At 44.1% G+C, this 14,362-nt stretch carries 12 protein-coding genes; 4 read left to right on the top strand and 8 right to left on the bottom strand.

Going from position 1 to position 14,362, the window contains the following annotated elements; genetic code table 11:
- The first annotated feature begins 520 nt into the window (after positions 1-520).
- Positions 521-1,762, top strand: coding sequence for a site-specific integrase (locus IEX60_RS22085; RefSeq protein WP_188753576.1), 1,242 nt, complete (start codon positions 521-523; stop codon positions 1,760-1,762).
- 57 nt (positions 1,763-1,819) lie between these two features.
- Positions 1,820-2,863 (top strand): Fic family protein, encoded by a 1,044-nt coding sequence (locus IEX60_RS22090; RefSeq protein ID WP_013663624.1) that lies wholly within the window; start codon positions 1,820-1,822, stop codon positions 2,861-2,863.
- Positions 2,864-3,112: 249 nt separating this feature from the next.
- Here IEX60_RS22090 and IEX60_RS22095 read toward each other — a convergent pair whose 3' ends face one another.
- The 6 genes from IEX60_RS22095 to IEX60_RS22120 form a co-directional block, all read right to left on the bottom strand.
- Positions 3,113-4,099 (bottom strand): DUF5712 family protein, encoded by a 987-nt coding sequence (locus IEX60_RS22095; protein WP_188753577.1) that lies wholly within the window; start codon positions 4,097-4,099, stop codon positions 3,113-3,115.
- Between the two features lie 9 nt (positions 4,100-4,108).
- The gene (locus tag IEX60_RS22100) at positions 4,109-4,663 is read right to left on the bottom strand and encodes a BfmA/BtgA family mobilization protein (RefSeq protein ID WP_188753578.1); all 555 of its coding nucleotides are present in this window, start codon (positions 4,661-4,663) and stop codon (positions 4,109-4,111) included.
- Positions 4,656-4,967 (bottom strand): hypothetical protein, encoded by a 312-nt coding sequence (locus tag IEX60_RS22105; RefSeq protein WP_229717714.1) that lies wholly within the window; start codon positions 4,965-4,967, stop codon positions 4,656-4,658. The genes IEX60_RS22100 and IEX60_RS22105 overlap by 8 nt, the downstream gene beginning before the upstream one ends.
- A 4-nt stretch (positions 4,968-4,971) precedes the next feature.
- Positions 4,972-5,247, bottom strand: coding sequence for a helix-turn-helix domain-containing protein (locus IEX60_RS22110; protein ID WP_188753620.1), 276 nt, complete (start codon positions 5,245-5,247; stop codon positions 4,972-4,974).
- A gap of 404 nt (positions 5,248-5,651) precedes the next feature.
- Positions 5,652-6,401: a hypothetical protein gene (locus IEX60_RS22115; RefSeq protein WP_188753579.1), complete on the bottom strand. Its 750-nt coding sequence runs from the start codon at positions 6,399-6,401 to the stop codon at positions 5,652-5,654.
- 23 nt (positions 6,402-6,424) lie between these two features.
- Positions 6,425-7,498, bottom strand: coding sequence for a tyrosine-type recombinase/integrase (locus IEX60_RS22120; RefSeq protein ID WP_188753580.1), 1,074 nt, complete (start codon positions 7,496-7,498; stop codon positions 6,425-6,427).
- Positions 7,499-7,697: 199 nt separating this feature from the next.
- Between IEX60_RS22120 and IEX60_RS24915 the strand changes: the two genes are divergently transcribed.
- Together IEX60_RS24915 and IEX60_RS22130 are read left to right on the top strand one after the other, a co-directional pair.
- Entirely contained in the window at positions 7,698-10,160 is a 2,463-nt protein-coding gene (locus IEX60_RS24915) for an AAA family ATPase (protein ID WP_229717715.1), read from the top strand.
- Between the two features lie 148 nt (positions 10,161-10,308).
- Positions 10,309-11,100: a DUF4393 domain-containing protein gene (locus IEX60_RS22130; RefSeq protein ID WP_188753581.1), complete on the top strand. Its 792-nt coding sequence runs from the start codon at positions 10,309-10,311 to the stop codon at positions 11,098-11,100.
- 489 nt (positions 11,101-11,589) lie between these two features.
- On the opposite strand, the gene IEX60_RS22135 is transcribed toward IEX60_RS22130, so the two are convergent.
- The gene (locus IEX60_RS22135) at positions 11,590-12,735 is read right to left on the bottom strand and encodes a Fic family protein (protein ID WP_229717716.1); all 1,146 of its coding nucleotides are present in this window, start codon (positions 12,733-12,735) and stop codon (positions 11,590-11,592) included.
- Between the two features lie 221 nt (positions 12,736-12,956).
- Positions 12,957-14,360, bottom strand: a complete 1,404-nt coding sequence (uxaC, locus tag IEX60_RS22140; protein WP_188753582.1) for a glucuronate isomerase — start codon at positions 14,358-14,360, stop codon at positions 12,957-12,959.
- Positions 14,361-14,362: the final 2 nt, after the last annotated feature.

Raw genomic sequence — 14,362 nt, forward strand, 5'->3', positions numbered from 1 at the left:
CCGAGAGCACTCTGGCTTACCTAATCGCCTATCTTGCGATAGAACAAAGAACAAACGTTCGAAACGTAACCGCACACCAGATTTAAAAGATCATTAGCGATTACTCTGTCCTGTCGCCCCCTGTTTTAACCTTAGAAGCGGTTCTTGACATTTAGTGTCGCTTCGTAATCCTCTAAAAAGTTCGACATTTGTAAAGTTCCCCCTACACATCTTGAAGTCAAAACATACAAAAGCCTGCAAATTAAACGTTTGCAGGCTTTTTGTTTTTTACGGCATCCTGATTCATTCAATTATTCGCATAAAAACAGTGAGTAATTCAGTGAGTCAATCCCTGACCTACCGCTACTCACTGAAAGCACATTAAGTTGTTGAATGACAACCTGTTCAACAACTAAACATCTTGACTACCATAGGCTGCAAGGCTAATTTGCATCGGTAAAAAATTGCTTTTTAACGGCGATGCAGAGCTCGTCCCGAAAGTCGGGACTCGGTTTTGTTTCACCATAAATGATGTATTATCATGAGTACAAATTATTCCTTGCTCTTCTACTTGAAGAAACCAAAAAACTATGTGGGTGGTATGAAACCCATCTACATGCGTATCACCGTGGCCGGTGACCCCAAGGAAGTGTCCACCGGCCGTGAGTGTGACCCCGTACGGTGGAACGCCAAGGCCAACCGTGCCAAGGGCACCAAGGAGGACATCCGTGGCCTGAATGCCTACCTCGACACGCTGGAGCGAAAGGTGGCCGATGCCCACCTGCAACTCGTAAAGGACGGCACGGAAATCACCGCCGAATCGCTGAAACTGAAATACCTCGGCAAGGACGTGCAACGGCAGTATTTGATGGAAACGTTTACCGAACACAACCGGAAGATGGAAGCGTTGCTTGGGAAAGGTTTCAAACCCAACACGCTGAAAGGCTACAACACTTCTGTTGCACACCTGACCTCCTATCTGGAAAAATGCCATGGTGAAACGGACATCGAGATCCGGCACATCGACCATGCGTTCATCACAGGTTATGAGTTTTTCCTCCGCTCTGACATGGAATGCAGTGCGGTGTCGGCGGCCAAGTACATGAAACACCTGCGTAAAATCATAAACCAGTGTCTTGCACACCGATGGATTACGGAAAACCCCTTTGTGTTCTACAAAACGAAGGCCAAGCCAAGGGAAAAGGAATTTCTCACGCCCGATGAACTGGACAGGATAGCCCAAAAGGAATTTTCCATAACAAGGCTCTCTCATGTGCGCGACATCTTCGTGTTCTGCTGCTATACGGGGCTGTCATACGCCGATGTGCGGAAACTGCAAAAGACGGGCATCGCCAAGGGTATTGACGGCAGATTGTGGGTGTTGACCAGCCGGGAGAAAACGGAAACTTCCTCCAACATCCCGCTGCTTCCGCAAGCCTTGGAAATCATCGGACGCTATGCGGACTATCCCCCATGCGTAGCAAAGGGGATGGTACTTCCGGTATTGAGCAACCAAAAGATGAACAGCTACCTGAAAGAGATTGCCGACCTGTGCTGTATTACTAAAAAGCTGACATTCCACATGGCGCGGCACACATTCGCCACCACGGTGACACTGGCCAACAACGTGCCGATAGAAACGGTATCAAAAATGCTGGGGCATACCAACATCAAGACCACCCAGCACTATGCCAAGCTGCTGGACACGCGGATTAGCAGCGATATGGAAAAACTAAAAGAAAAGTTAGGATTCCGTACAAACATTTCATTATCGGCTCATTAACGGTTCTTATTAGCTCATATCGGCTCACTATTAAGTTCTTTTTTATAAATTTGTGTCATGAGCAAAGTAAGTGTACATACTGAATTTCTTGATATCAACTGGAAACTGATAGGCCTTATCAGTGAAATTGATAGGTTCGATGCCTCTTGGAAAGCCATTGAACGGAGAGAGGGGCAAAGCCTTAAAGAGCTTAAATCAATCGCTACGGTTAGAAGTGTCGGGGCTTCAACCCGTATTGAGGGCTCCAAACTAACGGATGAAGAAGTCGATATTCTTCTTAAGAACATGGACATCTCAAAACTTCAAGAGCGGGATGAGCAAGAAGTCGTCGGATATTATGAGGCCTTGGACGTCATCGATGAAAATTTTGAAGAAATTCCTGTGACTGAAAACGGTTTAAAAAACCTGCATAATTTGCTTTTGAAATATAGTGAAAAAGATAGATGGCATAGGGGAGACTATAAGCAGCACTCCAATGCTGTTGAAGCGAATATGCCTGACGGAACAACACAGATAATATTTCAAACCACCGCGCCGGGATTTCCCACAGAAGACGCGATGCGTGAACTAATAACGTGGCATGATGCCGACAAGGATACACATCCTTTGGTTAAGTGTGCGCTTTTTTGCTATGATTTCGTATCTATCCATCCCTTTCAGGATGGAAACGGGAGGTTAAGCCGCTTGCTTGCTACGCTGCTTTTACGCAAATATGGGTATAAATGGATACGATATGTAAGTTTTGAACACGAAATCGAGAGTCAAAAAAATGAGTATTACAGGGTTTTAAGGACTTGCCAATCCCAAAGGCCGGGAGAGGATATCACGCCGTGGGTTATGTTTTTTCTGACGAGTTTGAAGAATGTTCAGGAGTCGTTGATGCTGAAACTCGAAACCCATGGAGTACAACAGGCCATTTCACAAAGGGAAAGACATTTGTTGACCATAATTGAGGCAAATCCGGGTATAAAAACCAGCGACATGGCGAAAAAACTTGGTGTTTCAAGTGCAACAGTGAAAAGGATGTTGGACAGCCTTTTGTCGGCAAAACTTATAGAAAGACACGGAATCGGCCCGGGGTCTTATTATACACTGTTATAGTCATCGGCTCACTATTGGTTCTTATCGGCTCGTATCGGTTCATTTCAGTAGCCTTGTTTTTAAATCTGCACACACCAGGGCATTTTCACCGCTTAGGCCACCGAACGCAAGGCGGGGGAATCGGGTCAAGGGCGCCGGAGGGCAAAGGCCTGCGGGCAGCGGCGTTTATATACCCTTGACCTTTCCCACGCCGAGGGTAATTTTGGCCGGGCGGTGCAAAGGCCGGATGCCCTGAACCACCCGTAAAATTCACCGCCTGATACCCCGTGACTGCGCTTTCTTTTTCCGTTTGCGCCGCTTCTCCTCCTCCTCGATGGGGCTTTGCTGCTCACCCGCTCCCTCCACCGGAGCCATCAGTAATCCCAATAGGTCGGCAGCCATACTGCCCGTGGTGGTCAGCATATCGCCCACGCTTTCGAACATGCCTTGGGCAAAATCGTGTGCCAGCTCCATTGCCAACGGCTGACCCTGCGGATGCCGCTCCGTCAATTCCATGAGCGTGTGCATCTGCGCTTTCTGCTGTGCCGTGCCGTTCCTCATCGTATTGGCATATTGCAGGCTGTCTTTCAGGTTGCGCTCGAAGTCGAACAGTTCATCGAACAGCGTTTCACCCGATTGCTTGAACGCCGTGCGGTCGAACTGCCCCAGCTTCTGCGAGTGCGCCTTATTTTTGCCACGTGAGGTGTTCTGTGGGCTTAGCTTGATTTTATTGGTGATGTCCTTGCGGCTCACGATGATTTGGACGTGCATCTGCCGCCCCTCCTTGCGTTCGCCTTTCCGCTTTTGCCCGCTCTTTACCTCCCTGTCGTTGTGGCTGTAATAGCGGTAATTTTCCAGCTTGCCGAACCAAAGCAAATCCCGGTGGCTGTCTATGCCGGGGCGTTTGAAGTTACGGGCGTATTCGTCCATTACACTCATGGCAAATTCCTTTAGTTTTTCCCTTGCCCCGTCCTCGCCGTATTGCGATACGAGATGCGTCAGTTCCTTTTGGCTGGGGCTGATGTTGATGAGGAAAAACTTACTGTCTTCCCTGCCCAGCTTGGCCACGTTGCGGTCGATGCCCATCCGCACCTCGTGGGGTTTAATGTCGCTGGCCGTTCCGTTGAACCAACGCTCCGGTTTGTTTTCCATCCCTTTTTCCGGCTGCGTCCGGTTTTCCTTTTCGAGGTAATGCACCAGCGCACCGCTGCTGCCCTTGTTGTCGCCCGTTTCCGATTTGGTGATGTTGATATACATAATCCTATGTTATAGATTATCCAGTGATTGCCGTGCGTGCTTGGCCAGTTCCTCCTTTTTGGCCGCCGACACAGGCCAACCGAGGGCTTCCCTTTGGGTAATGTAGTAATCCAGCACCTGCCGGAACCTGGACTTCAATGTTTCCCTTTCCCGCATGTTGCCAAGTATCTTTTTCAGCGTGCCGTCCACCAGTTTCAGGTAGCCGATGGTTTCCCTGCCCATGATGGTTGCCTCCGACTGCCCTTTGCCGATGCTTTTCAAAAGCGGGCTTTGCGTTTTGGCAATGGCCATCAGTTCCTCCATAGCCGAATACATCGGTACCAGCAGGTCGCCCTCCTGTTTGCGGATGAACGAAAGGATGCGGCTGATGCCGTTCGACAATTCCTTTTTCAGCACCTCATCGTTCAGGTCGGCGGGGTCTTTCTTGCTTTTGTAGAAATAATCGACCATCTGCATGAACAGTTCCCGCTTGGTGCGGCCAAGCTTCCGCGCAAGCAACGTGAGCCGATCGTCCACCGCTTCGGGGAAACGGACGGATTTCTTGTTCTCGTCCTGCCTAACCATTGGTACCTCCCTTACCACCACCAATAAACCTGAACCTGCTGCCCTTGGCCGGATGCCACGAAGGGCGGTACTCCACATAACCGTAGGCCACCAATTCCGACAAGCACTTGTGGTAGGTGGCGATGGAGCGTATCCGCGAGAAGCGCATGAGCTTCCTGCGGCTGGCGTGGAAATGGTTGTTCGGGTTGCCGCAATCGTGGTGGTAGAACAATGCAGCTACCAACCCGATGTGCGTGGGCAGCAACCGACCGTCATCGCCTATCCGTTCAAAGAATTCGCTGAATGCGTGCTTGGGTATTTCCATCCGTTCACCCATTGTCATTGCCCCCTTCCATCATTTTCCTGATGTCCTCCCTGTGGTAGTACATGCTGCCGCCCACCTTGCGGTACGGCAACGTGCCGCCCGCACGGAGGTTCTGCAACGTTCCGGGCGATACGCCCAGCAGCTTGCGTACTTCAGCGCTTTTCAGCCATTCCCTGCCAAGATTGTCTTTTTCCCTGTTTCCGATGATTTGTTTGAACTCATCCAGCATTTCCCGTTTGAACTGCCGGAGGTCTTCCCTTGTGACGATGTCTATTTCCATATCCCTATCATTATATTTCCACATCCGTATATCCCGATAGCGGGATATTGGTTTACGCGCTTTACAGGGCGCCCGGTATACGGCCAAGTATACCAAAACCTTATGCTGGGGCTGTGCCAGCGTATTGGGGTATCCCCGGAGGATACCCGAAACCCCCATGGCGATAGCGTGGGGGCAAGCAAGTAGGGCTATGCCCAACTTCCGCTTGCTCCATTCCCATCGGGGAATGGCAATTTGGCGGAACGTGCGAACAGCACGGTTAGGCTCTGCTACCAAACAGGGCGGTATCCGGTGTTTCCATCGGGCGGCACCCGTTCTGTTGGGGCAAAGTTGGGGGATAAAACAGGGATATGGATGACCAACCGGAGCGGCATGGTCATGTTCGGGGATTGAACGGGTCGGGGTCAGGCTTGGTCTGCGGGAACGATGTGGAACAGCTTTCTGTCATCGGGAACCTGCGAACCCTTTATCGGGGCTTCGCCTTTGCCTACGAAATAGTTGCGCGCCGTATCCAATGGGATTTCCTTGCCACCGTGGTTGAAGTATTTCGCTATCAGCTTGTAATACGGGCTGTGGTGGTCGCTTTTGAGCAACTTCCTCCCATTGGGCAGTTCCGCTTCGCGCAGTTGCTGGATGAGGTCGATGAGCGTGGGCAGGTAACCGTCCTCCACGTACACTTTCTGTGAAACCCCGTATTTGGAAAGTTCCTGCACCCGTTCTTCCAAATCCTGTATACGGGCTTGGAGTTCAGCTATCTTTCCGTCTTTTTCTTTCACCAGCACATCGTTAGGCCGGACATTCCATTTATCTCGGGTGCCGAGGTATCGCTGGAATTCGGTAAGTTTCCCGATGTTTGACTGATGTCGGGGGTGCTCGGATGAGAACGGGTCTTTCCGCTCGAAATGTTCAATCCGTTTCTGCACGATGTACCACACATAGGAAAGGAACTCCTTTTCGGCTCCCTGCCCCTTGGACAGGAAATAATTCAGGTGGTAGGTGTAATATTCCTCAAACTCGGCTTTGTCCAACCCATATATTTTGAGCAAAAAATGGTTGTTACCATACCCTCTTTTCAAACCAAGTATGTTGCCAACATCAAACGGATGTGGGCAAAAATCGAAGCGCTTTCTGCTTTTGAAGTAATTTAGTCCCATTGTGATAATCCTTAAATCTGTAGTCACAAAATCCTGTCCAACGGACTTTTGATTGCATTCAGTTGCGCATTGCCGACTTTTGCATAAAGCATCGTGGTCTTAATGTCATTGTGACCAAGTAGCTGCTGTATGAATAACATGTCCGTGCCGTATTCCAGTAAATGTGTGGCGTAACTATGCCGCAAACCGTGTATCCCTATCGGCTTGTTTACCTTTGCGGCCTTCATCGCATTCTTGAACACCGCTTGGACACTGCGGACGGAATACCGCCCTCCGTACTGACCTTCAAAAAGGTAAGTTTTAGGGCGATACGCTTTATAATACTCCCGTAGCAAATCCAGCACTGCGGTCGGTAGCGGTACATACCGGTCTTTCTTTCCTTTGCCCGCTTCGATGAGTACCTGCATCCGTCCACTGTCGATGTCGCTCAATTTCAGATTGACAACCTCACTTACTCGCAGCCCCATTCCGTAGCACAGTTGCAGCATCAGCAAATGTTTTCGGTTTCGTACCGCGTCGAATATCCGTTTTACTTCCTTTTGGCTCAACACCTTTGGCAAAGTGGATGGCTTCTTCGGCCGTGGGATTTCGGCAAAGAAGCCCGGTTTATGGAGCACCTGTTCAAAATAGAATTTGATGGCGTTGAGCCTGCTGTGCAACTGGCTTTCCGAAATCTTCAATGTATTGATGCAATAAAGAATGTAAGCACGGAGACGGTCGTAGCCCAGCGAATCAACGGGCACATCTTTCAAAATATACAGTAGCTGTGCAAATTCGATCATGTATGTCTTTATGGTGGATGGACTATAGGCTTTCATCTGCAATACCTCTTTCATGCGTTGCAACTCCCGAGCATTCAAAGGTGATAATTTGGACAATACCCCTTTGCCAACCGGTGGTATTTCCATCCCAAACAGTGTGCGGAAATGGGTATTGTCCGGCACATACCAGCACTTCTTAGACCTGCTCCACCTGCCTTTCAGCGATTTGACCAAATCAATCTTTGCCCGGTCGTATTTGAAATCCACCCAAATGACCGCCGAATCATTATGCCTACCTTCCCGGAAAGCAAAACCGGAAAAATCAATAGCTTTCATACTGCGCATTTTGTATTACCTAATAAAGCAAATCTAAGAAAGTTATACAAAATGCGCAGTGGATAAAATCGCACAACCATAAAGTGAAGCCCCTTACAAACAAATATTTATGGCAAAACAGAGAATTATTGGTTTTTTTGTGTAAAGAAGATTATTGCGTATATTTGAGAGTTAGCTGTAAGCATAAAGAACGACAACCATGAGCATAGAAATAATCCCAATTAACGGTAAAAGTGATTTTTTTGACTATCAGATTTTTGAAGAAAGTCTAAAAAATACGATTGGTAAAAATTGCTCTGAAGCCAAAATATTTTTATTCAATAATTTTCCCGTTTCAGTTTCAGTTGAAACCAACATTGACCTAATTCTTATTATAGCAATTGCACCAAAAGACAAAAATTACTATAAGCCAAAAAGGACTAAGGACAGAGCAATCTATTTCCATAATCAGATTATACCGATAAAATTTGTAACTAAATTTCAAGACGACACTATTTCAATTGATGACAATAATCAGGTTGTAGCCAATGAAGAATATATTGATTATTCATCGGAAATAAATTCAATGAGATTTAGTCTTATTAGCTATTTATCAAACAAATGCGGCTATAAAAAGGATGACTTATATGTACAACCACTAATCTTTATTCAAGGTAAAGGTGATTTTGTTCTCAATTCGTATTTAGTTTCTGAAACATTCGACTTCAATTCAATTCACAAATACTTTTCTCAAAATAGTTCTGACATTTTCATCGCATATAAAGATTGGAAGAACGAGTTTGGCTATCAAAATCTGCCCTTTGATATTGAAAGAATAACAAATCAAGCATCAAAAGACAGTGAAATTGGTTATCTGACAAAAAAGAAAGTAGAACGAATAGGAAAACAACTATCTAGTTCAAAAGTGATTTTTGAAGAGCTAAACAAAAATCTTGTCATAATCAATGGAAAAGCAGGAACGGGAAAGTCAAGTGAATTGCTTTTGCTTACAATGAAATGTATTAGTAATGGTCAAAACACTTTGTATTTGACTTACAATAAACTTTTGATTTTTGATATTGCCAAAACTGTTAAATCATATGTAAACGCAAAACTTAACAATAATAGTGATGTCAAGCCAGGAGAAGGTTCTGTATTGACACTTCATGCTTTCTTTTACAGGCTTAGTAAATCCTTAGGTGTCCTTCATGTGCTTAACGCTGATAGAATAGAAAAGCTTTTAGAAGTTCTCAAAACAAGAATGCATGAAATTTATTATAACATTGTTAGTCCCGAATTCAGCAAACAGAAAATTGATTTAAACTCAATAAAATCAATTATTCAAAACCATAAAACATTTGACGTTGGAACAAAAGAAGTAGGAATTGACTTTATCAACTTTCTCCAAAAGCGAAACATTTCCAACTCTGCGGAGCTTAAAAAAGCTACAATAGACTTCTTTAATCATAAGAAGCAAATATTAGGAAATATAGAAGCAAATGAAGTTTTCTTAGCTGATTATTACGGTGTACTTGAAAACACTTTATTACAAATTGAAAACCCTCAACAGTTTTATGAAAAGTATAACATTGAAGACAAACATGAACTTCTTGACGTTGCAATAGGGTTAAGTAAAAAATATGAAGGTGAGAAAGATGGCAAAAAAACTATAACCGAAAAAGGTTTTATTGAATTCAAAAATAGGCGGGTTGGTGGACACAGAAGAAAGAGAACCTTATTTATTGATGAAGCACAAGATTGCCACAGGCTAGAAAAGGAAATATTAATATCCATATATGGAAGTAACAATATCGTTGTTGCCAACGGTGGCAAAGAACAACTTATTCGACATGTAGAATTATGTAATTGGGAAGTTTCGAAAGCGAAAAAACTTAGTATTAAAAAACACGCAACAAGGAATAAATCTTATCGAGTTAAGAAAACGGTAGTAGATTTTTGCAACTATGTTGCAAGTAAATTTCAAATTGACTTAAATCTTGAACCCATAGAGTCGGAAGACGAAGGAGAGCTTTTATTCGATTTTAGACAAAACCATAGTGAACAAGAAATAAATGAAATTTTTAATCATCTAAATCTTAAAGGTGAAATCAATGGTTGCACGCCATATGAAAGACTTCTAGTTTTATTAGAATCAAATTCACAAAGAGAAAATTTATCAGGTCAAAATGAACCTCAAATTGAAACGGCAATAATAAATGAATATGGAAATATAGAAGATGCTCCTCGCTTGAAGCGTGGTACATGGAAACACATAGAATCATTAGAAAAAAATGATTTTATGTTTTGGGACGGAACCGTTGAAGATAAATCTCAGCTAATAGTACCAAGTCCTAATGAATCCCGAGTTATCTATTATGAATCATGTCGTGGGTTGGAAGCATGGTCTGTTGCTTGTTTCGCTTTGGACAAATTTTTTAGTCAAAAACGAGAAGACCCTGATGCAGAAAAGTATTTGATTGAAGATTTATTTTTAAACCAAAACAATGAACAACGCAAAAGTATGTACGCAGCTACATGGGCATTAATGGCTTTGACAAGAGTAATTGACACAATGTACATTCAAATCAACGACAGAAATTCAGAATTTGGAAAAATCGTAGTGGAGTATTTAAACCAAAAAAACAAGAATGTTAGAGAGATTGGAAAAAATGCCAGCAGCTAACAGGCGTTTGGCTCAATGGCGGGTGACGTGGTTAATTGAACATTCTACCCCGCATCAACTTTTGTGGTGTATTGACAGTTTTGTGCTTCGAAATCCGCCACTGCGCCAAGCGCCAAAACGTTAGCTGATATTTTAAACCGACATACATATGACATTTGACCCTGAAAGCTCTAAAGAAATTGTGAATGAAGCGAAAGCTTTAACTCCAGAAATTTATAAAGATGTTGCAAAACCAGCACTTCAAGAAGTTGGTAGTGTTACTGGACGGACTGTAAAAGCACTTCTATCCCCTTTAAGAGGTTTGTTATGGGGTTGGGAAAGAATAGAAGAATATGTTGAAAGTGAAGTAAAGAAACGACTTGACAAAATTCCTGAGGATAAAAGAAAATCACCTGACCCTGAAATTGCTGTTCCACTATTGCAAGCGTTAACATACACCGCACAAAATGAAACATTGAGAGAAATGTATGTTAATTTACTCGCTAACTCTATGAATACAGACAAAAACAACGTTGTTCATCCATCATTTGTAGAAATTATTAAACAAATGAATTCATTAGATGCAAAAGTGTTTGATGAACTCTCAAAGACAAATGCATATCAAAAAATAATGAACCCAAAAATTATGTTGAAAGGACAAGGAAAATTCTTTTCAAATGCAACGCCAGAATGGTATGCGGGATGGACAATTGAAGGCTATTCCGAATTTGATGTTTCAGCAAGTATGGTGCGTTTAAGCAAATTTGGATTGATAGAGCTAATGTTTGACAGAACAGCAGGGAAAGATGGATATGATAATATTAAACAAACACGGTTTTTGGAGTCTATTCTAAACACATATAAATTGGCAAATCCAACTCAAGAATTAGAAATTGGAGGAACTGAAAGTATTTTATATGTGAACGAGTATGGATTACAGTTTAAAAATGCTTGTAAATAAAAAACATCAGCTAACAAGGTATTGCCAAAAGCGGGGTTTAATAGTTTCTATTGGACATTTGTGCAAGGTTCAACAGCAGTAATTATATTAAACTTTTGTGCTAAAAATCCCCGCCTTCGGCAATACCCAAAACGTTAATATTTCATTCCTACATCACAGAAATTTTGTATCTTAGCATTATAGCAATTGCAGCTAAAACGTATGTCAAACCAGTGAGTGATTCGGTGAGTTGGAAAAAGGGAAGTTTGTAAAATACTGATAAATAGATTGATAGAAAGTAGGTTCGATTCCCCAACGGGCTACAACAAAAGCCGCTTCTGATAAATAGGGGCGGTTTTCTTATTTTATGTTGTCGGTTTTGTTGTCGGTTTGATGAGGTTTGCCCTATTTTCCGGGATAATTCCGTACCTTTGGAGTATAGCCGTGAGGCTGTAATTTTTAACCGAAAAAGGAGCCCCGTCATTAGGTTGATGGGGTTTTATTATTCTTTTAGTCCTGACGGAATAAACCAAGGTACTGATCAAACACAAAAAACCTATTTCTGCTTTGGCCTGTCATCTCTCTCAATATATCTGAGCGCTCAAAATCAGCAACTAAGTTATTGGCAGCTTTGTAACTTAATCCGGTAACCCGCTTTGCATCTTCTACAAAAATTACGGGTTGTTTCAGCAAATATTGGAGCAATGTCATTGCCGAATTGCTTTTACGACCGAACCGCTCATTGATCATGTTTTCGGTTTCAGATTTAAGCTGCAGTATTTGCGATAGCGTCCTAGCGGCATTTGAAGCAGTTTCAGCGATTCCCACAAGAAAATATTTTAGCCATTGCGTCATATCATTCTTGGTTCTGACAAAAGTCAGGTTGTCGTAATACAGCCCCTTATTTCGCTCAAAATAACTTGAAAGGTAAAGCAGGGGTTTATCCAAAACCTTCCCGTCGACCAGGAACAACGGAATCAATAACCTGCCTATCCTTCCGTTTCCGTCCAGGAATGGATGGATGGTCTCAAATTGATAGTGCGCTATCCCTATGCGAATCAACTTAGGGACGATAACGTCATCGTTATGCAGGAAGTTTTCCAAATCTCCCATCAATGCTTCCACATATTGATGGTGCGGCGGTACGAATACCGCATCAGCAGGGCTTGTGCCGCCAATCCAGTTTTGGCTTGTTCGGAATTCTCCCGGTTGCTTATGTTCCCCCCTCACGCTGTCGAGTAATATAGCATGTGTTTTCCTAATGAGTCTTGACGAAATAGGAAGATTTTCCAGTTGCTCTATTGCGTAATTCAGTGCTCCGACATAATTATTTACTTCTTTCCAATCATTCCTTCTTTCGGGCAGGATTTCAGATTCGTCAAGCAATGCTTCATCCATGTTAGTTTGAGTCCCTTCTATTCTGCTTGACTTAACAGCTTCTTTTGTTACATGCAAATGGATGAATAGGTCTATATTAGGCACGAGCTTTGCAAATGAGTTCAGCTCTCCTAATTTAATAGCAGCCTCTTCCAGCAATCCATTGATGAGGGGATTATCCCACTTCCATTCGTCATTTATAATGGATGGCACGAAATAACTGTATCCCCCGACACCCTTTTCAATGTGTCCTGCTTTGTATTCCTCAAGTTTTATCATGGACTCGTTCTTATCGCCACAAAGTAAAACAAAAAAAATCTTATTTTACTTTTAGGCCCGAAAGTAAAATAACGAATTTCTTATTTTACTTAAGCGTCCATCGATCAATAGCCTTCCGTTTTTGAGAAGAAAGTATTAGGAAGTCCCGTCTTAGGTTGACGGGTTTTGTTGTCTTGCTTACCTCGGTGTGGTAAAAAGCTAACAAACCTATTTGTATTTCGCTACCATCCAAAGTACGTTTTTGCATTGTAATAGGAGATATCCTGTATAATTTTCCCGGTCCAGCCGATGTCGTTGGGCAGTAGTCCTTTTTCGATATCTTCGGCAAACAGGCTGCACAGCAGTCGCCTGAAATACTCGTGACGTGAATAGGAAAGGAAACTGCGCGAGTCGGTCAGCATACCCACAAAGCAACTGATAAGGCCGATAGTTGACAAGGTATTCATCTGCTGCGTCATGCCATCCAACTGGTCCAAAAACCACCAGCCCGAGCCGAACTGCATCTTACCTTTTATCCCCTCGTCCTGAAAATTTCCCATCATGGCCGCAAAGACGGCATTGTCTGCAGGGTTGAGATTATATACCACGGTCTTGGCAAGGCGGTTTTCCATATCCAGGGCGTTAAAAAACCGCTGCATGGCTTCGGCCTGCTGGAAGTCACCAATGGAATCGTATCCCGTATCTGGCCCCAACTGGCTCAGCTTACGGGTATTGGTGTTGCGCAGCGGGCCTAAATGGAATTGCTGTACCCAATCTTTATCGTGGTACAGTTTGCACAGTTCGGTAAGGACTACATAGGTAAATGCCTCTTCGTATTCCGTGGCAAGGCGGTCGTCGCCGCTGAGTACTTGCTTGAATACTTCATCCAATGAGACTGCTGAAGAAGTTGCCCGGGGCAAATGACTGAGCCCGTGATCGGCAATGCGGCATCCGTGGCGGTGGAAATAATAGAAGCGATTGGAGAGCGCATCCAATAGCGTATCCAGATCCACAATGGCTGTTCCGCTGCTAGCCTCCAACTGCCGGATATATTGTCGGTATGGATCACCTTTGCTTAGCTGAAAAGCTTTGTCTGGCCGGAAAGATGGAAGTACCTTCGTATCAACACCCGACTCCGCAATTGCATGGTGATGGTCAAGGCTATCGGTCGGATCATCCGTTGTACCTACCATTTCCACATTGAAATGGCGAAGCAAGCCTTGGGGAGAAAACGCCGGATCCTGTAATTGTTCCGTGGTTTGGTCAAAAAGGATATCTGCATTTTCCGGCCCCAGCAATTCTTCGATACCGAACGGGTTTTTCAACTCCATATGCGTCCAGTGATACAACGGATTACGAAGAGTATATGGCACCGCCTCTGCCCATTTCCGAAACTTTTCACGATCGTCAGCATTGCCTGTAATGTATTTTTCAGGAATACCCAGTACGCGCTGCGCACGCCATTTGTAATGATCGCCGGCTAACCAAATGTGGGTAATATTCCGGAAGTTCGCATTGCTGGCTACGGCATCGGGCGGGAGATGCGAATGGTAGTCGATAATGGGTAGGTCTTTCGCATAATCGTGGTATAGCACCTGGGCCGTGCCTGACGGCAATAGAAAGTTGTCATGAAGAAAGTAGGCCATGT

The sequence above is a fragment of the Parapedobacter defluvii genome (assembly GCF_014642075.1).
Classification (GTDB): domain Bacteria; phylum Bacteroidota; class Bacteroidia; order Sphingobacteriales; family Sphingobacteriaceae; genus Parapedobacter; species Parapedobacter defluvii.